Consider the following 17537-nt stretch of genomic DNA (forward strand, 5'->3'; position numbering starts at 1 on the left):
ATCAGCCTGACCGAATCCAAAGCATCCCGAGGACCCCACGTGCGCTTTCGTCTGACCCCCAGGGAGACGAGCTTCTACGACATGTTTTCCGCATCCGCGGACAACATCGTCACGGGCTCGAAACTCCTGATGGAACTGCTCGGGGCGGACTCTGCCTCCCGAGTCGAGATCGCGGAGCGTATGCGGGCAGCGGAGCACGCGGGGGACGATGCCACCCACGCGATCTTCCACCAGCTGAACTCCTCCTTCATCACGCCGTTCGACCGCGAGGACATCTACAACCTCGCGTCGTCGCTCGACGACATCATGGACTTCATGGAGGAGGCCGTCGACCTGGTCGTGCTGTACCAGATCGACGAGCTCCCGAAGGGTGTGGAGCAGCAGATCGAGGTGCTGGCCCGGGCGGCGGAACTGACCGCCGAGGCCATGCCGGGCCTGCGGACCATGGACAACCTCACCGAGTACTGGATCGAGGTCAACCGCCTGGAGAACCAGGCCGACCAGATCCACCGCAAGCTGCTGGCCCATCTGTTCAACGGCAAGTACGACGCCATGGACGTGCTGAAGCTCAAGCAGATCGTGGACGTGCTGGAAGAGGCGGCTGACGCGTTCGAGCACGTCGCCAACACCGTGGAGACCATCGCGGTCAAGGAGTCCTGAACCTCGTGGACACCTTTGCGCTGATCGTGACCATCGGTGTCGCGCTCGGCTTCACGTATACGAACGGCTTCCACGACTCGGCGAACGCCATCGCCACCTCGGTCTCCACCCGGGCGCTGACCCCGCGTGCGGCTCTGGCGATGGCGGCGGTGATGAACCTCGCGGGTGCCTTCCTGGGCCAGGGGGTCGCCAAGACCGTCAGTGAAGGGGTGATCGCCACACCCGAGGGCCAGAAGGGGATGGGAATCCTCTTCGCGGCGCTGGTCGGCGCGATCATCTGGAACCTCGTCACCTGGTACTACGGCCTGCCGTCCTCGTCCTCGCACGCCCTGTTCGGCGGAATGGTCGGCGCGGCGCTGGCCGGCGGGACGATGGTGCACTGGGACGGGGTGCTCGAGAAGATCGTCATCCCGATGTTCCTCTCCCCGGTCATCGGCCTGATCGTCGGCTATCTCGTGATGGTCGGGATCATGTGGATATTCCGGAAGACCAACCCTCACAAGGCCAAGCGCGGATTCCGCATCGCCCAGACCGTCTCGGCGGCGGGCATGGCGCTCGGGCACGGTCTGCAGGACGCCCAGAAGACGATGGGCATCGTGGTGATGGCGCTGGTCATCGCCGATGTCGAGGGCCCCAACGACGAGATCCCCGTCTGGGTGAAGATCGCCTGTGCGGCGATGCTGTCCCTGGGCACGTACGCCGGTGGCTGGCGCATCATGCGCACCCTCGGCCGCAAGATCATCGAGCTCGACCCGCCGCAGGGCTTCGCGGCCGAGACGACCGGTGCGTCGATCATGTTCGGCTCGGCGTTCCTGTTCCACGCCCCGATCTCCACGACTCATGTGATCACCTCGGCGATCATGGGTGTCGGCGCGACGAAGCGGGTGAACGCGGTGCGCTGGGGCGTGGCCAAGAACATCATCCTGGGGTGGTTCATCACGATGCCTGCCGCGGCACTCGTCGCCGCGCTGAGCTACGGCCTCGTGGTGCTGCTCTTCGGGTGAGGCGTAAGGCGTCCGGCCCGCAGGCGGGCCGGTGACCTCGTACGGAAATGGGTCCGCCCCAGCTCTCTTGCCGAGAGCGGGGGCGGACCCTTTGCCTTGTGGTGGCACCGCCATGCAGCACCCCAAGGCCGTCTGTGGTTATCCGAACCGGCCCGAGATGTAGTCCTCGGTCGCCTGCACGGACGGGTTGGAGAAGATCCGCTCCGTCTCGTCGATCTCGATCAGCCGGCCGGGCTTGCCCACCGCCGAGAGGTTGAAGAACGCCGTACGGTCCGAGACCCGGGCGGCCTGCTGCATGTTGTGCGTCACGATGACGATCGTGAAGCGCTCCTTCAGCTCGCCGATCAGGTCCTCGATCGCGAGGGTCGAGATCGGGTCGAGGGCCGAGCACGGCTCGTCCATCAGCAGCACCTCGGGCTCGACCGCGATCGCGCGGGCGATGCACAGACGCTGCTGCTGGCCGCCGGAGAGACCGGAGCCGGGCTTGTTCAGGCGGTCCTTGACCTCGTTCCAGAGGTTGGCGCCCCTGAGGGACTTCTCGACGACGTCGGACAGCTCGTTCTTGCGGTACGAGCCGTTCAGCCGCAGGCCCGCCGCGACGTTGTCGAAGATCGACATGGTCGGGAACGGGTTCGGGCGCTGGAAGACCATGCCGACCGTACGACGCACGGTGACGGGGTCGACCCCGGATCCGTACAGGTTCTCGTCGTCCAGCAGCACCTTGCCCTCGACACGGCCGCCGGGGGTGACCTCGTGCATGCGGTTCAGGGTGCGCAGGAAGGTGGACTTGCCGCAGCCGGAGGGGCCGATGAAGGCGGTCACGGAGCGTGGTTCCACGGTCATCGAGATGTCCTCGATGGCTTTGTGGGAGCCGTAGAAGGCGGAGAGACCGCCGACGTCGATGCGCTTGGCCATGTGAATCACTGCTTTCTGCGTGGCCTCAGCGGCCGGTCTTCGGGGCCTTCCAGCGGGCGATACCGCGGGCCACCAGATTGAGGATCATGACGAAGGCGATCAGGACCAGGGCAGCACCCCAGGCGCGGTCGTACGACCACTCGCTGCCGACCTTGTACTGCTCCCAGATGTAGAAGGGGAGCGAGGACTGGGCGCCTTCGAAGGGGTTGGAGTTGATCAGCTGGCTGCCGAAGACCAGCAGCATGATCGGCGCGGTCTCACCGGCGATACGGGCGATGGCGAGCATGACGCCCGTCATGATGCCGCCGATCGCGGTCGGGAGGACCACCTTCAGGATGGTGCGCCACTTCGGGATGCCGAGCGCGAGGGAGGCCTCGCGGAGCTCGTTCGGTACGAGCTTGAGCATCTCCTCGGTGGAGCGGACCACGACCGGGATCATCAGGATCGTCAGGGCCAGCGAGCCCATCAGGCCGGACGGTTCGAGGTCGGCCATCAGCATGATCGAGAGGATGAAGAGACCGGCGACGATGGACGGGATGCCCGTCATCACGTCGACGAAGAAGGTGACGGCCTTGGCGAGCGCGCCCTTGCCGTACTCCACCAGGTAGACGGCTGTCAGCAGGCCGATCGGGGCGGAGATCACGGTGGCGATCCCGACCTGCTCCAGGGTGCCGATCAGCGCGTGGTAGACACCGCCGCCCGGCTCCGTGCCGAGCACACCGGCCATGGAGTGCGTCAGGAAGTAGCCGTCGAGGGCCCCGATACCGCGGCTCAGCGTCGTCCAGGTCAGCGAGGCGAGCGGCACGACGGCGAGGACGAAGCACACCCAGACGACGCTGGTGGCGAGACGGTCCTTGGCCTGGCGCTGGTTCTCGACGACCGTGGTGACGATGTACGAGATGGCCACGAAGAACAGGGCCGAGAGCAGACCCCACTGGATGCGGCTCTGCCAGCCGGCGACCACGCCCAGGCCGACTCCGAGCACGATCGCCACGGCGGCGAACCCGAGCGGGGCCCAGCGGGGCAGCGCCCGGCTGCTGAGGCTCTTGGTGCCGACGGCGGGAGCCGGCCGGTCCTGCACGGTGGTGGGTGCGTGGCTCATGCGTTGGCCCCCGAGTACTCCTTGCGGCGGGCGATGATGAGCCGGGCCGCGCCGTTGACCAGCAGGGTGAGCACGAAGAGGACGAGGCCGGACGCGATCAGGGCGTCACGCCCGAACTGGTCCGCCTCGTCGAACTTCGCTGCGATGTTCTGGGCGAAGGTGCCGCCGCCCGGGTTGAGCACGTGGAACGAGATGAGGAAGCTCGGCGACAGGACCGTGGCGACGGCCATCGTCTCGCCGAGCGCACGGCCCAGGCCCAGCATCGAGGCGGAGATCACGCCGGAGCGTCCGAACGGCAGGACCGAGAGGCGTACGACCTCCCACCGGGTGGCGCCGAGGGCCAGGGCGGCTTCCTCGTTCATCTTCGGGACCTGGAGGAAGACCTCGCGGCTGACGCTCGTCACGATCGGCAGGATCATGATCGCGAGCAGGATGCCGACGGTGAAGAGCGAGCGGGCGACGCCGACCTCGGTCTTCTCGAAGATGTACGTCCAGCCGAAGAACTGGTCGAGCCAGAGGTTCAGGCCCTCCAGGTACGGCACGAGGACGAGTGCGCCCCAGATGCCGTAGATGATGCTCGGTACCGCGGCGAGCAGGTCGACGACGTACGCGAGGGGCGCGGCGAGCTTGCGCGGCGCGTAGTGCGAGATGAAGAGGGCGATGCCGACAGCGATCGGAACCGCGATGGCCATCGCGATGATCGAGCTGACGACGGTGCCGAAGAGCAGGACCGCGATGCCGAAGACCGGCGGGTCGCCCGCCGGGTTCCAGTCGAACGTGGTGAAGAAGTTGCCCTCGTTGTCGGAGAGGGCGAGCGCGGCGCGGTAGCTGAGGAACACGGCGATCGACGCCATGATCACGAGCAGCAGGATGCCCGAGCCGCGGGACAGACCGATGAAGATCTTGTCGCCCGCGCGCCCGGTCGACCTGGCGCGCTGTCGTTGGGCCGGCGGTGCCGGTGGGATGTCAATGGGTGTGGTGGAAGCCATGGTCTTTCCGGTCTGTGTGGGGGAGCGCGGCGGCTCCCCTGGCGGCGGTGCACCGGATGGGGACGGTGGCAGGGCCGGTCCGGAGGGGTGCGCCGGACCGGCCCGCCTTGTGCGTGTGAGTGGTGCGGGTTACGAGAGGCCGGCGATCGTCTCGCGGACCTTGGCGTTGATCTCCGCGGGGATCGGCGCGTAGCCGGCGTCCGTGAGGACCTTCTGGCCCTCCTCGGAAGCGGTGTAGGTCAGGAAGGACTTGACCGTGCCGAGGGAGTCGGCCTTGTTGCCGGTGTCGCAGGCGACCTCGTACGTCACCAGGACGAGCGGGTAGGCGCCCTCGGCCTTGGTGGTGTAGTCGAGCTCCAGGGCCAGGTCCTTGCCGGTGCCCACGACCTTGGCCGCGGCGATCGCCTTGGAGGCGTTCTCCGAGGTGGCCTTGACCGGGGCGGCGCCACCGGTGTTGATGTCGACGGTGGTGATGGACTGCGAGGAGGCGTAGGACAGCTCGAAGTAACCGATGGAGCCGTCGACCTGCTTCACCTGGGCGGCGACGCCGGAGGAACCGGACGCGGCCTGGCCACCGGGGGCCGGCCACTTCTTCTCGGCTTCGTACTTCCAGTCCTTCGCGGCCGCGGCGCCGAGGTACTTGCCCAGGTTCTGGGTGGTGCCGGAGTCCTCGGAGCGGTGGAAGGCCTGGATGGCCTTGTCCGGGAGCTTCGCGCCGTCGTTGAGCGCGGCGATCGCCGGGTCGTTCCACTTCTTGATCTTGTTGTCGAAGATCTTGGCGAGCGTGGAGGCGTCCAGCGTCAGGCTGTCGACACCCTCGAGGTGGAAGCCGATCGCGATGGGGCCGCCGACCATCGGGAGGTTGATGCCCTGGCCGGTCTTGCAGATCTTCTTCGAGTCGGCGACCTCTTCGGGCTTCAGCGCCGAGTCGGAGCCGGCGAAGCCGACGGTGCCCTGGTTGAAGGCGATGATGCCCTCACCGGAGGAGGAGGACTTGTAGTTGATCTCCACGCCGGAGCAGGCGGCCATGTAGTTCTTGACCCACAGGTCCATGGCGTTCTTCTGCGCACTGGACCCGGAGGCGAGCAGCTGGCCCTCGGCACCGTCACACTTGATGTCCGACGCGGCCGCGCTCGTCTTGCCGCCGTCGGCGTCTGCGCCGGTGTTGTCGTCCGAACCGCACGCCGTGAGGACCAGGGCGCCGGAGACGGCGAGGGCACCGAGCGCGGTGGCACGAAGCCGGTTCTTGCGCTGAAGCTTCACTTTCGGGGTGTTCCTTCCAGGAGCCGCCGCGGCAGGTGATGCGAGGCGGCGTGCGATGAGGAATGGTGCGGTGGCTTGGCGCCGTGCACCGTGTAAGTCCGAAATTAGGCAGAACAGGTGAAGCCGCCTACGGGGCAGAGTGAACGGAAGGTGAACCGTGTCGGGCGGGCTGGTTCCTGTGGGTGCGGGGCGTTGCCTCAGGCGCCGGAAGGCGCCGTTCCCAGGAACGCGTCCAGCTGGCGGCGGTCGCCTGGGCGGGTCAGAAGGGCCCTGGCGGCAGGCGGGGAGAGCCAGGCCAGCCGGTCGACCTCGTCGTTGGCGGCGAACGCGCCGTCCGTCGCCTCGGCGGCCCAGTAGCTGACCTCTTTGGGGCGGCCGTTCACGAGGTAGCGGGCCGTGGGCAGGGCGGCGCCGGGGGCGCAGTGGTGGCCGGTTTCCTCCAGGACCTCGCGCAGGGCGCCCTCCAGCGCCGTCTCGCCCCGCTTCAGCTTGCCCTTGGGGAAGGACCAGTCGTCGTAGCGCGGTCGGTGGACCAGACAGATCTCGACGCCGCCGTCGTACGGGGAGCGGCGCCACAGCACGCAGCCCGCCGCCCGTACGAGGTCTTTCATGGTGCGGTCACGGCCGCCGCGTACGGCCAGGTCTCCCGGAACACGCTGCGCGCGGCCTCGACCTCGTGCCGCTGGTCGGCGTGGAGCACGCCCAGGGCGTACGCCGTCGCCGGGGCGATCCGCGGGGTGCGGGCCGCCGAGGCCGCGGCGGCGGCGGCCTCGGCCGCGTCCCGGTGCAGGTCGAGCGCGTGCCCCGCCCCGGCCAGGACCGGATCGGGGGCTCCGTGGACCACCTCGTGCGCGTACCGGTGCAGCCGCAGCAGCAGGCGGGCCTGGTGCCACAGGGCGTCCTGCGCCTCGTTGTACGGCTCCAGCGCCTCGTCGGGCGGCAGCGCGGCCACCGCGGCCAGCATCCGCTGCTCGGCCAGGCCGGCCGGGGCGTGCAGCACCTCGGCGGCCGGGTCCGTGGGCGACAGCGGGACCTCGGAGGCGAGGAGGGCCACGGCGTCGGCGACCGCGTGGAAGCGGGAGGAGCCGAGCGCCTGGAGCGCGGCGGAGTGGGCGCGGGTCCGGGCGAGGGTCAGCTGGCGTTCGAGCAGCGCCCCGGCGCGGGCCGCGCCGACCCCGAGCGCCGCCCGTTCCTTGTCGGCGGCGGCCGTCCCCGAGAGGGCGGCGGCGACGGTGGACGCGGTGGTGACGGCAGGCGTCCGGGCGGCGGGCAGCGGGGCGCCGGAGAGCTGGTGCAGGGCCTCCAGCAGACGGCCCAGCCGGGTGGCGTACGCCTGTTCGCGGGCCAGGGTGCCGGAGAGCCAGGCCAGTTCCGTGCGGAGCTGGTCGGCCCAGCCGGGTTCGAGCGAGGCCCGGAAGGTGTGCAGCGTGCCGCTGATCCGGCGCGCCGCGTGCCGTAGCGCGCCGGCGGCCTCCTCGGCCCGCTGGGTCCCGGCGTCCGTCGGGGTGCTGTGCTCGCGGTGCAGACGAAGGCTGCGCAGGAATTCGGCGGCCTGGTCGCGCAGGTAGGGCGCGAGGACCGCTTCCGCGGAGAGCGTGGTCGTCTGATGGTCAGGGCGTCGCACGCCTGCGCCTCCGGGCGTCGATGAGCATCTCTTGCACGTGCCGCAGCGGCTGGCCGTCCGCGTCCGTGGCGTGCCGGGTCCAGTTCCCGTCGGGACCCAGGTGCCAGGAGGAGGTGGTGTCGGACATCCCTGTTTCCAGGAGCCTGCTGAGGGCGGCGCGATGGGCGGGGTCGGTGACGCGGACCAGTGCTTCGATCCGCCGGTCGAGGTTGCGGTGCATCATGTCGGCGCTGCCGAACCACACTTCGGGCTCGCCGCCGTTGCCGAAGGAGAAGACCCGGGAGTGTTCCAGGAAGCGGCCCAGTACCGAGCGGACCCGGACGTTCTCGGAGAGTCCGCTGACACCGGGGCGGATCGCGCAGATCCCGCGCACCCAGATGTCGACGGGTACGCCTGCCTGTCCGGCCCGGTAGCAGGCGTCGATGATCGCTTCGTCGACCATCGAGTTGACCTTGATGCGGACGTAGGCGGGGCGGCCCGCGCGGTGGTGGGTGATCTCCTTGTTGATCCGGGCGATCAGTCCGTCGCGCAGGGACTTCGGGGCGACCAGCAGCCGGCGGTAGGTCTCGCGGCGGGAATAGCCGGAGAGCCGGTTGAAGAGGTCGGAGAGGTCCGCGCCGACCTGCGGGTCCGCGGTGAGCAGGCCGAGGTCCTCGTACAGCCGGGCCGTCTTGGGGTGGTAGTTGCCGGTGCCGACGTGCGAGTAGCGGCGCAGGGTGTCGCCCTCCTGGCGGACGACGAGCGACAGCTTGCAGTGGGTCTTGAGGCCGACGAGGCCGTAGACGACGTGGCAGCCGGCCTCCTCCAGCTTGCGGGCCCACTTGATGTTGGCCTGCTCGTCGAAGCGTGCCTTGATCTCGACGAGGACGAGGACCTGCTTGCCGGACTCGGCGGCGTCGATCAGGGCGTCCACTATCGGGGAGTCGCCCGAGGTCCGGTACAGGGTCTGCTTGATCGCGAGGACGTCCGGGTCGCCCGCCGCCTGTTCCAGGAAGGCCTGGACGGAGGTGGAGAACGAGTCGTACGGGTGGTGGAGCAGTACGTCGCGTTCGCGCAGCGCGGCGAAGATGTCGGGCGCGGACGCGGACTCGACCTCGGCCAGATCGCGGTGGGTGCCGGCGATGAACTTGGGGAACTTCAGTTCCGGCCGGTCCAGGGACGCTATGCCGAACAGTCCGGTGAGGTCGAGCGGGCCGGGCAGCGGGTAGAGCTCGGTCTCGGAGATCTTCAGCTCGCGTACGAGCAGGTCCAGCACGTACGGGTCGATGGACTCCTCGACCTCCAGGCGGACCGGCGGGCCGAAGCGGCGCCGCATGAGCTCCTTCTCCAGGGCCTGGAGCAGGTTCTCGGCGTCGTCCTCCTCGACCTCCAGGTCCTCGTTCCTGGTGACGCGGAACATGTGGTGGGCGAGGACCTCCATGCCCGGGAAGAGCTCTTCGAGGTGGGCCGCGATGATGTCCTCTATCGGGACGTAGCGCTGCGGGGACGCCTCCAGGAAGCGGGTGAGCAGTGGCGGCACCTTGACCCGGGCGAAGTGGCGGTGGCCGCTGACCGGGTTGCGTACGACGACGGCGAGGTTCAGCGAGAGGCCGGAGATGTACGGGAAGGGGTGCGCCGGGTCGACGGCCAGCGGGGTCAGGACGGGGAAGACCCGCTGCCGGAAGAAGGTGAACAGGCGGGCCTGCTCCTTCTCGGTCAGATCGGGCCAGCGGATCAGCTGTATGCCCTCGTCGGACAGGGCGGGCGCGATGTCCTGCTGGTAGCAGGCGGCGTGCCGGGCCATGAGTTCGCGCGAGCGGGTCCAGATCAGGTCGAGGACCTCGCGGGGCTGGAGCCCGGACGCGGACCGGGTGGCGACGCCGGTCGCGATACGGCGCTTGAGTCCGGCCACCCGGACCATGAAGAACTCGTCCAGGTTCGACGCGAAGATGGCGAGGAAATTAGCCCGTTCGAGGAGGGGGGTGGTGGGGTCCTCGGCCAGTTCCAGCACCCGTTCGTTGAACGCGAGCCAACTGCGCTCCCGGTCGAGGAAGCGTCCCTGCGGCAGTTCGTCGCCGTCCGGCTCGGGCTCGTACGCATCCGCGTCGTTGTCCAGATCGGGGTCCAGGTCGGCGGCCGTGGCGAGGCCGGCGGGCGCGGACGGGGATCCGGCGACGGCCTTCGGCCGGTGTGCGGCGAGCGAGCCGACGGACGGCTGGGCGGGCTGGACCGGGACCTCGGAGCTGGGCTGCTGGCTCATGGACCTATTGTTCCGCGCATCCGGGCCCTGAGGCGCGTCGGAGCCGTTAAAGATCGCGGAAGGAGCGGGCAGCGAACCCTGGTCTCTGCCGGGGTTTCGCCCGTTGCGGGGGGTGGGCACAGCTGGCTGCATCCCGTGAGGGTCGCAAGCGCGTCTGAATGGCCGGTAACGACGACATGACGTGCAGGAAGCGGTGTGGCTGCGGCGACGTCCCTTTTCGGCCGGGCCGGTACCTCTTCGGTGTCCGCCGGTCCCTTCCACCGTACGCCCGGTCCCTGTCCGGGCTCCCCCCGGAGCCCGGACGGGGACGTCGGTCAGCCGTGGTGGCGGCGCAGCACCCGGAAGGTGAGGGTGAGGGCCAGGGCGGCGAGGGCGAGCACGATGCCGGTCTCGACGAGCTGGAGGGGCCAGAGGTGCGAGGCGGGGTGGTGGTCGACGAACATGCCGGTGATGTCGCGACCGGCCAGGCACCGGGCCTCCTCGGCCGCACTGCCCGACGGCCGGCACACGTCCATCGGCAGCCGTTCACCGCTGCTGGTGACACGCCCGACGTCGACGACCCAGGAATCCAGGGGTACGCCCGAGGGCCCGTCCGTCGTGCTGGTCGAGATCCGCAGGGGCCAGAGGTCGCTCCGGAAGGTGCCGAGAGCGACCATCACCGTGCCGGTGGCGAGTGCGGCCACCGAGATCGCGGCCACGGTGCGGTGCACCAGCAGGCCCGTGAGCGCGCCCACCGCGATGCCGAGCAGGGTGTAGCCGATGACCACGGGGATCGTCGTGCCGAAGACCTGGGGGTCGAACCAGTCGACCGTGTGGCCGGTGGCCGTCCGTGTCTGTGCCCAGGCGAGCACGACGGACAGCACGGTCACACCGGCGACGAGCAGCACGGCGGGTACGGCGAGCTTGGCCGCCAGCCAGCGGGCGGGCGTCACGGACTGGGTCCAGGCCACGCGGTAGGTACCGCTCTCCAGCTCCCGGGCGATCAAGGGGCCGGCGACGAACGCGCTCACGATCACGGGAAGGGCCGTCACTGCCAGTCCCGCGTACATGAGCACGCTGCCGTACAGGTGCATCGACCCCTGGAAGTCCACGATCCGCTGGTCGCAGGCGCGTCCTGAGACGCCCGAGGCCTGGCAGGGGCCCGCCTCGAAGCCGTCGATGAGGTGGGTCGTCCACAGTGCGAAGCCGATGACGGCGAGGGCTCCCGCCAGGGCGAGGAGGCCCGCGATCTGCAGGGTGCGGCGGTGCTGGCGTACGGCCACGCGGGCGGGGCCGCGCAGGGTGGTGAGGGTGCTCATACGGCGGCCTCCGTCCGGCTCGGCCCGCCCGTGGTGCTGGGTCGGCCGGTCGCGCTCGGTGTGAGCAGCGGGGGAGCCTCCGGTGAGCGGAGGTGGGCCAGCAGGAGCTCCTCCAGCGAGGGCTCCGTGACGTCCCAGGCGGTGAGGTCCACCGGGCCTTCCTTCCGTACGAGTGCGGTGAGCTGACGTCCCGTCGTGCGGGACTCGACGACGGTGTGCGGGGCGAGGTCGCGGACCTGGCCGGTGACCACGGCGTGCGCGGTGACGATGTCCTCGCTCTCGCCGCCGAGCCGGACCGAGCCGCCGTCGACGAGCAGGAGGTAGTCGCAGGAGCCCTCCAGCTCGGTGAGGATGTGCGAGGACATCACGATGGTGGTGGCGTGCTCGGCGGCCTCGGCCATCAGGGCGCCCATCAGCTGATGCCTGGCAAGCGGGTCGAGGTCCGCCATCGGCTCGTCCAGCAGCATCAGTTCGGGCCGCTTGCCCAGGGCGAGGGCGAGGGCGAGCCGGGTGCGCTGCCCACCGGAGAGGGTGCGGACCTTCGCGTCCTGCCGGAGCGGTCCGGCTATCCGGTCGGCGGTCGCGGTGTCCCAGGTGGCGGGGTTGAGCTCCCGGCCGGCCCACAGGGTGTCGGCCACGGTGAGCTGCGGGTACAGCGGCTTGTCCTGGGAGACGTACGCGATGCGGTGCCGTGCCTCACCCGGGTCCGTGCCGAGGACCCGCACCGAGCCCTCGGTGGGCCTGAGCAGGCCCGCCGCGAGGGTGAGCAGGGTGGACTTCCCGGCACCGTTGGGCCCGACGAGGGCGCACACCCGCCCTGCGGGCAGCCGGAACGAGCAGTCGCGCAGCGCCCACCCGGCCCTTCGCCCGTACTTCATACCGAGGCGGTTCGCCTCGATCGCGGCGCCTGTCATGAGTCCTGGTCCCCCTTGAATGTGCTGTCCAGTACGGCGGTGAAGAGCGCGCTCACGTCGTCCTTGTCGAGTCCGGCCGCGCGTGCCCTGCGGGTCCACCCGGCGAGTTCGGCGCGCAGCGGTGCGTCGGTGGCGACGGCCGCGCTGCCGAGGGTGCGGCGGACGAAGGTGCCGAGGCCGCGGCGGGCCTCGACGAGCCCTTCGCGCTCCAGTTCGCGGTAGGCCTTGAGCACGGTGTTGGGATTGATGGCCGTGGCCTCGACGACCTCGCGGGCCGTGGGCAGCCGGTCGCCCGGCTCCAGCACACCCAGGCGGAGCGCCTGCTTGGTCTGCTGCACGATCTGGAGGTAGGTGGCGACGCCGCTGCGCCGGTCGATGCGGAACTCGACCGCTGCGGACTCTGCCATGTCCGACACCCTTTCACTAATTGAGTAGTGAAAGGGTGTCGCAAAGAAGGGGCGGCGTCAAGCGACGCCGCCCCGGCCTGTGCTGACCCGGTGTCAGGACTCCGTGCGGTACATCAGGTCGACCTCGTGCGTGGCGAAGCCCATCCGCTCGTACACCGACAGGGCGGCCGGGTTGTCCGCGTCGACGTAGAGCATCGCGGTGGGCACGCCACCGGCGGCCAGGTGGCGCAGCCCGATCGCGGTGAGGGCCTTGCCGAGGCCGCCTCCCTGGGCCTCGGGCAGGACACCGACGACGTACACCTCGCCGAGCTGCTCCGCGGCGTGCACCTTCGTCCAGTGGAAGCCGACGAGCGCGCCGTCGCGCTCGGCCAGGAAGAAGCCCTTCGGGTCGAACCACGGCTCGGCCTTGCGGTCGTCCAGGTCCCGCTGGGTGAGGGAGCCCTGCTCGGGGTGGTGGGCGAAGGCGGCGCTGTTGACCGCGAGCCAGGCCGCGTCGTCCTGTCCGGGTACGAAGGTCCGGACGGTGACGCCCGGGGGCAGGACCGGCTCGGCGATGTCGAGCGAGTCCAGTGGGCGGCGGAGCTGGCGCAGTTCACGGAAGAGGGAGAGGCCGAGGACCTGGGCGAGGTGCCGGGCCGCCGACTTGCCGCCGTGCGCCCAGACCCGCAGCCGCTTGCCGGTCGCGGCGAGGAGCGCGGCGCCAAGGGCCCGGCCGTGCCCGTGGCCGCGGTGGGCAGGATGCACGACGAGCTCGGCGGCGGGGGCCTCGACGGGGTCGGTGTCCTCCAGTTGCGCGTAGCCGGCCAGCACGCCGTCGGCGGTGAGGAGGAAGTGCCGGACGCCCTCGCGGTGCCCGCCCCGCAGCTGGAGCCGGCCCTGCTCGGAGACCGCCTGCCTGCCGTCGGTCCCGGCGGCCTCGCCGAGGAGGGCGAGGACGGCGTCGGCCTGCTCGGTGGTGAGCGCGTCGAGGGTCTCGATCGCACGGCCGGGGGCGGGGAGGGGTACGTCAGTCGTCATGGGTACGAGCGTACGGCGTGGGGTGGGGCGTTCCCTTGTCACGAAGGGGCGCCCCCACCCGGGAACAGGGGATCAGCTGTCCGGCCCAAGTGTGTCAGGCGACTTCCTCGAAGCCGAGGGAGTAGCCCTGCGAGCCCTGTGTGATCTTCAAGGTCTTGTAGCCCTCTCCACCGTCGATCGCGTGCTCGCCCCAGTACTGGCAGGTGTAGCCGCTGTCGGAATCCCACTCGATGGTCTTCGCGACGGGCAGTTCCTGGCAGGCGAGCTTGCTCGCGTCGGTGCGTCCCGAGTCCTTCCCGTACTGCTCGTTCAGCAGGTCGTACACGGACGTCGCCACCAGCAGTGCCTTCTTGGGCGTGATGGTGTACGAGGTGATCGTGTCGCCCTCGGTGTGCGAATCGCTGATCTTGACCTCGTAGGGGACCTCCGCCCCTTCGTACGTCACGACGCACTGGCTGACGGCGCCGGCCTTCTGCGTCACACCGTCAGGGCACGTCGCGCTGGTCTCGCCCGGCACCCTGGCGTCGAGGAGGATCGCCTCGCGCAGCCGGTGCACCACCTGCTCGTCCAGCGGGGCGCCGAACTTGGGCGCCGGGGTGACCTTGATGTTGTCCTCGCCGCGTCGGCGCACATCCTTCTGCGGGCCGTCGATGGCGACCGGAAGGGCCTTCTGCGCCTTGTCTCCGCCGGACCCGGAGGAGCTGTCGTCCGAGCCGCAGCCGGCGGTGAGCAGTCCGGCCGCGATCATGACGATCAGAACCTTTGAATTTCTCATGGGCAGAGAGTAACGGCCGCCACTGACACGCCGAATGCGGGCGGCAGGTCCCGAGAGGTGTTCGGTGAGAATCACGGGACATGTCAGGGCGGAAATGGCTCGATCCGGCGCCTGATCCGCCGTATCGGGCAGTCGCCCTTCTCGACCTGTGGCACTGCTGTGAACCAACCGTAGCAGTGACGCACCGTCAGTGACGGTGGCATATCGGCGGATATGCCACTTTCCGGCAAGGAAGCAACCAGCTCGTAACCCCGACACCCTGTCGCGCTACGCGCGTTGACTCTAGGCTGCGGCACGCATGTGATCCCAATTCACCACCCTCCGCTGAACGCACAAGGGGAACGATGTCAGCGACTCCGCAGAAGAACCGCGCGTCCAGGCGGGTGCTCGCCGCCGCGGCCGGACTGGCCACCGTCGGCGCGCTCGTCGCCGCGATGCCGGCTGGCGCCCACGACCGGGGGCACGGTCACCAGCCCTCTACGGTCGACGTCCAGCTGCTCTCCTTCAACGACCTGCACGGCAACCTGGAGCCGCCGGCCGGTTCCGCCGGTTCGGTGAGCGAGATCCAGGCCGACGGCACCGTGAAGTCGATTCCGGCCGGTGGCGTCGAGTACCTGGCGACCTCGCTGCGCACCGCGCGCCAGGGCCACCCGTACTCCGTCACCGCGGCCGGTGGAGACATGGTGGGCGCGAGCCCGCTGCTTTCCGGGCTCTTCCACGACGAGCCCACCATCGAGGCGCTCAACGGGCTCGACCTCGATGTGACGGCCGTCGGCAACCACGAGTTCGACGAGGGCGCCACGGAGCTGGGCCGCCTCCAGAACGGCGGCTGCCACGCGGTCGAGGGCTGTTACGAGCAGGGCAAGACGTTCGAGGGCGCCGACTTCCCGTACCTCGCGGCCAACGTGACGAACGAGAAGACCGGCAAGCCGATCCTCAAGCCGTACACGGTGTGGAAGAAGAACGGCGTCAAGATCGGCTTCATCGGGGTGACCCTGGAGGGCACGCCGAACATCGTCACCGCCAACGGCGTCAAGGGCCTGAAGTTCCACGACGAGATCGAGACGGTCAACAAGTACGCCAAGGAGCTGGACCGCAAGGGCGTCAAGTCCATCGTGGCCCTGATCCACGAGGGCGGGGCCCCGGCCTCCACCTCGTACAACTACGACTGCGACAGCCCCGGCGCCGGTGACGGCATCTCCGGGCCGATCGCCGACATCGCCAAGGGCATCACGCCGAAGGTCGACGCCCTGGTCACGGGTCACACCCACCAGGCGTACGTGTGCACGGTCCCGGACCCGTCCGGCAAGCCGCGCATGGTCACCTCGGCCTCGTCGTTCGGCAAGATCTACACGGACACGACCCTCACCTACGACCGCCGTACCAAGGACATCGTCCGTACGTCGGTGAAGTCCGTGACGTCGGAGAATCACGTCGTCCGCCGCGACCAGGCCAAGGCCACCGACATGACGGCCCTGATCGCCCGTTGGAACACCCTCGCTGCGCCGATCTCCAACCGGCCGCAGGGCTTCATCTCCGCCGACATCAACGGCCGGGGCTCCACGGCCCCCGAGAAGCCGCTCGGCAACCTGATCGCCGACGCCCAGCTGGAGGGTCTGGCCCCGGCGGACAAGGGCGGTGCGGTCGTCGCGTTCATGAACCCGGGCGGCATCCGCTCCGACCTCGTGTACGCCGCGTCCGGCAGCGAGGGCGCCGGAGTGGTGACGTACGGCGAGGCGTTCACCGTCCAGCCGTTCACCAACATGATGAACGTCGTCGACCTGACCGGCGCGCAGCTCGTCGCCGCGCTCCAGCAGCAGGTCAGCGGTTCCAACGAGGCCAGCCCGAAGATCCTCCAGGTCTCGAAGGGCCTGACCTACACGCTCGACCTCACGAAGTCGGGCGCCGACCGGGTGGTCGCCGCCTCGATCCTGCTGAACGGTGAGGCGATCGACCCGGCGAAGACGTACCGCGTCGCGATGAACGAGTTCCTCGCGGGCGGCGGCGACGGCTTCGCGGCCCTCGGACAGGGCACGAACAAGCTGGTCGGCGCGTCCGACCTGGACCTGTTCAACACCTACCTGGCAGCCCACTCCACGGCCGCCGCCCCCCTGGCCCCCCCGGCCACGGACCGGATCACGGTCATCCAGTAGTCAGCGGCAGCGGCGAACGGGAGCGGGGAGGCGGGCCGGAAGGGCCTACCGCCCCGCTCCTGCCGTTTTCGCGGCTTGCGTTTCTTTCGAATTGTGCGATGCTGGGCTGACTCTCAAAGGAGACAGAGCTATGCACGGCACCGCTGAAGACCGGACTCTGCTACCCGAGCACCGTGCGGAGATCGCTGAGCTCTGCGAGTTCCTCGACCGGACCCCGCAGGCCGTGGAGCCTGCACTGCTCCGCGGACCGGACGGTACGACGAGAACACTGCCCTCCGAGGTCTACGAAGCCCTGATGGTGGTCGTGCGCGCCCTGTCCGAGGGCAAGGCCGTCACAGTCGCCCCGGTGAACACAACACTGACGACCCAGGAAGCCGCAGATCTGCTCGGTGTCAGCCGGCCCACCCTGGTCAAGATTCTGGACGAGGGCGGGATCTCTTTCTCCCGCCCCGGACGGCATCGCAGAGTGCTGCTGGCGGATGTGCTCGCCTACAAGGAGCAGCGCCGCACCCGAAGGCGTCAAGGCCTGGATGAGCTGGTCGAGCTGACCGAGGATTCCGGCCTCTACGACGCCTGAGACCCCATGACAGCCAAGGCACTTGGAGCGATGTGCAGCGCGTGGTCCTGGACACCTGCGTTCTCTTTCCGAACTACCTCAGGGACACGTTGCTGCGCCTGGCCGAGGCGGAGCTCTATGAGCCGCTGTGGTCGGCGGACATCCTTGAGGAGCTGAGGCGCAATATCTCGGCGCGGCTGGACCCTGCCAGGGCGAAGCAGCTCGTCGAGGCCATGGCGGGGGCGTTTCCCGACAGTGCGGTGGCGGGTTACGCCGCACTCGTACCGGCGATGACGAACGACGAGAAGGACCGCCATGTGCTGGCGGCGGCCGTTCGTGGTCAAGCGCATGCCGTCGTCACACTCAATGTGAAGGACTTCCCGCCGGAGGCGGCGAATCCGTACGAGATCGAGGTGCTGAGGCCGGATGACTTCCTCCTGGACATGCTCGATCTAGCTCCGGTGGATGTGCACGCAGTCCTGCGCAGCCAGACCGAGAGGTACCGTCGCGAGCCACGTGATCTGCATGGATTGCTGGACCGGCTGGATGCGGGGGGTGCTCCGCAGTTCGCGGCGGAGTTCCGGCGGCGGCTCTGAGGGTGGGCCCTGTTCCCGAATTGAG

Annotated in this window: 17 protein-coding genes; 5 read left to right on the forward strand and 12 right to left on the reverse strand. The window is 69.4% G+C overall.

The genetic code is table 11. From position 1 onward, the window contains the following. Positions 1-39: 39 nt before the first annotated feature. Positions 40-660: a DUF47 family protein gene (locus OG524_RS19965; RefSeq protein WP_361899296.1), complete on the forward strand. Its 621-nt coding sequence runs from the start codon at positions 40-42 to the stop codon at positions 658-660. Between the two features lie 5 nt (positions 661-665). Further along, positions 666-1664: an anion permease gene (locus OG524_RS19970; protein WP_405389502.1), complete on the forward strand. Its 999-nt coding sequence runs from the start codon at positions 666-668 to the stop codon at positions 1662-1664. 138 nt (positions 1665-1802) lie between these two features. On the opposite strand, the gene pstB is transcribed toward OG524_RS19970, so the two are convergent. From pstB to OG524_RS20030, 12 genes are all read right to left on the reverse strand, one after another. Further along, positions 1803-2579 carry a phosphate ABC transporter ATP-binding protein PstB gene (pstB, locus tag OG524_RS19975; protein ID WP_384499449.1) on the reverse strand — a complete coding sequence of 259 codons (777 nt, stop codon included), beginning with the start codon at positions 2577-2579 and terminating at the stop codon, positions 1803-1805. A 25-nt stretch (positions 2580-2604) separates the two neighbouring features. Next, positions 2605-3681 carry a phosphate ABC transporter permease PstA gene (pstA, locus tag OG524_RS19980; protein ID WP_405389501.1) on the reverse strand — a complete coding sequence of 359 codons (1077 nt, stop codon included), beginning with the start codon at positions 3679-3681 and terminating at the stop codon, positions 2605-2607. Then, the gene (pstC, locus tag OG524_RS19985) at positions 3678-4670 is read right to left on the reverse strand and encodes a phosphate ABC transporter permease subunit PstC (protein ID WP_405389500.1); all 993 of its coding nucleotides are present in this window, start codon (positions 4668-4670) and stop codon (positions 3678-3680) included. Before pstC ends, pstA begins: the two co-directional genes overlap by 4 nt. 129 nt (positions 4671-4799) lie before the next feature. Then, positions 4800-5933 carry a phosphate ABC transporter substrate-binding protein PstS gene (gene pstS, locus OG524_RS19990; RefSeq protein WP_405389499.1) on the reverse strand — a complete coding sequence of 378 codons (1134 nt, stop codon included), beginning with the start codon at positions 5931-5933 and terminating at the stop codon, positions 4800-4802. A gap of 197 nt (positions 5934-6130) precedes the next feature. Next, complete coding sequence (locus OG524_RS19995; RefSeq protein ID WP_405389498.1) at positions 6131-6544, reverse strand: NUDIX hydrolase; 414 nt, start codon at positions 6542-6544, stop codon at positions 6131-6133. Beyond that, positions 6541-7557, reverse strand: coding sequence for a CHAD domain-containing protein (locus OG524_RS20000; RefSeq protein WP_405389497.1), 1017 nt, complete (start codon positions 7555-7557; stop codon positions 6541-6543). Before OG524_RS20000 ends, OG524_RS19995 begins: the two co-directional genes overlap by 4 nt. Further along, positions 7544-9796 carry an RNA degradosome polyphosphate kinase gene (locus tag OG524_RS20005; protein WP_405389496.1) on the reverse strand — a complete coding sequence of 751 codons (2253 nt, stop codon included), beginning with the start codon at positions 9794-9796 and terminating at the stop codon, positions 7544-7546. The genes OG524_RS20000 and OG524_RS20005 overlap by 14 nt, the downstream gene beginning before the upstream one ends. 314 nt (positions 9797-10110) lie before the next feature. Continuing rightward, the gene (locus OG524_RS20010) at positions 10111-11094 is read right to left on the reverse strand and encodes a hypothetical protein (protein ID WP_405389495.1); all 984 of its coding nucleotides are present in this window, start codon (positions 11092-11094) and stop codon (positions 10111-10113) included. Continuing rightward, complete coding sequence (locus tag OG524_RS20015; protein WP_405811379.1) at positions 11091-12008, reverse strand: ABC transporter ATP-binding protein; 918 nt, start codon at positions 12006-12008, stop codon at positions 11091-11093. The genes OG524_RS20010 and OG524_RS20015 overlap by 4 nt, the downstream gene beginning before the upstream one ends. Next, complete coding sequence (locus OG524_RS20020) at positions 12005-12415, reverse strand: GntR family transcriptional regulator (RefSeq protein WP_405389493.1); 411 nt, start codon at positions 12413-12415, stop codon at positions 12005-12007. The genes OG524_RS20015 and OG524_RS20020 overlap by 4 nt, the downstream gene beginning before the upstream one ends. A 93-nt stretch (positions 12416-12508) precedes the next feature. Continuing rightward, the gene (gene mshD / locus OG524_RS20025; RefSeq protein ID WP_405389491.1) at positions 12509-13432 is read right to left on the reverse strand and encodes a mycothiol synthase; all 924 of its coding nucleotides are present in this window, start codon (positions 13430-13432) and stop codon (positions 12509-12511) included. Positions 13433-13526: 94 nt separating this feature from the next. Then, the gene (locus OG524_RS20030; protein WP_405389489.1) at positions 13527-14207 is read right to left on the reverse strand and encodes a hypothetical protein; all 681 of its coding nucleotides are present in this window, start codon (positions 14205-14207) and stop codon (positions 13527-13529) included. A gap of 344 nt (positions 14208-14551) precedes the next feature. Between OG524_RS20030 and OG524_RS20035 the strand changes: the two genes are divergently transcribed. From OG524_RS20035 to OG524_RS20045, 3 genes are all read left to right on the forward strand, one after another. After that, positions 14552-16360: a bifunctional metallophosphatase/5'-nucleotidase gene (locus OG524_RS20035; RefSeq protein ID WP_405811382.1), complete on the forward strand. Its 1809-nt coding sequence runs from the start codon at positions 14552-14554 to the stop codon at positions 16358-16360. A gap of 130 nt (positions 16361-16490) precedes the next feature. Next, positions 16491-16937, forward strand: coding sequence for a helix-turn-helix domain-containing protein (locus OG524_RS20040; RefSeq protein ID WP_405389487.1), 447 nt, complete (start codon positions 16491-16493; stop codon positions 16935-16937). Positions 16938-16978: 41 nt separating this feature from the next. Further along, a complete protein-coding gene (locus OG524_RS20045) occupies positions 16979-17512 on the forward strand; it encodes a putative toxin-antitoxin system toxin component, PIN family (protein WP_405811384.1) in 534 nt (177 codons plus the stop codon). Positions 17513-17537: the final 25 nt, after the last annotated feature.

The organism is Streptomyces sp. NBC_01520, from assembly GCF_045040375.1.
Classification (GTDB): domain Bacteria; phylum Actinomycetota; class Actinomycetes; order Streptomycetales; family Streptomycetaceae; genus Streptomyces.

Excerpts from the sequence above, each read along its gene's own strand:
- pstB (WP_384499449.1), bottom strand. The coding sequence starts at position 2,579 with ATGGCCAAGCGCATCGACGTCGGCGGTCTCTCCGCCTTCTACGGCTCC.
- pstA (WP_405389501.1), bottom strand. The coding sequence starts at position 3,681 with ATGAGCCACGCACCCACCACCGTGCAGGACCGGCCGGCTCCCGCCGTC.
- pstC (WP_405389500.1), bottom strand. The coding sequence starts at position 4,670 with ATGGCTTCCACCACACCCATTGACATCCCACCGGCACCGCCGGCCCAA.
- OG524_RS19995 (WP_405389498.1), bottom strand. The coding sequence starts at position 6,544 with ATGAAAGACCTCGTACGGGCGGCGGGCTGCGTGCTGTGGCGCCGCTCC.
- OG524_RS20005 (WP_405389496.1), bottom strand. The coding sequence starts at position 9,796 with ATGAGCCAGCAGCCCAGCTCCGAGGTCCCGGTCCAGCCCGCCCAGCCG.
- OG524_RS20010 (WP_405389495.1), bottom strand. The coding sequence starts at position 11,094 with ATGAGCACCCTCACCACCCTGCGCGGCCCCGCCCGCGTGGCCGTACGC.
- OG524_RS20015 (WP_405811379.1), bottom strand. The coding sequence starts at position 12,008 with ATGACAGGCGCCGCGATCGAGGCGAACCGCCTCGGTATGAAGTACGGG.
- OG524_RS20020 (WP_405389493.1), bottom strand. The coding sequence starts at position 12,415 with ATGGCAGAGTCCGCAGCGGTCGAGTTCCGCATCGACCGGCGCAGCGGC.
- mshD (WP_405389491.1), bottom strand. The coding sequence starts at position 13,432 with ATGACGACTGACGTACCCCTCCCCGCCCCCGGCCGTGCGATCGAGACC.
- OG524_RS20030 (WP_405389489.1), bottom strand. The coding sequence starts at position 14,207 with ATGAGAAATTCAAAGGTTCTGATCGTCATGATCGCGGCCGGACTGCTC.
- OG524_RS20035 (WP_405811382.1), top strand. The coding sequence starts at position 14,552 with ATGTCAGCGACTCCGCAGAAGAACCGCGCGTCCAGGCGGGTGCTCGCC.
- OG524_RS20040 (WP_405389487.1), top strand. The coding sequence starts at position 16,491 with ATGCACGGCACCGCTGAAGACCGGACTCTGCTACCCGAGCACCGTGCG.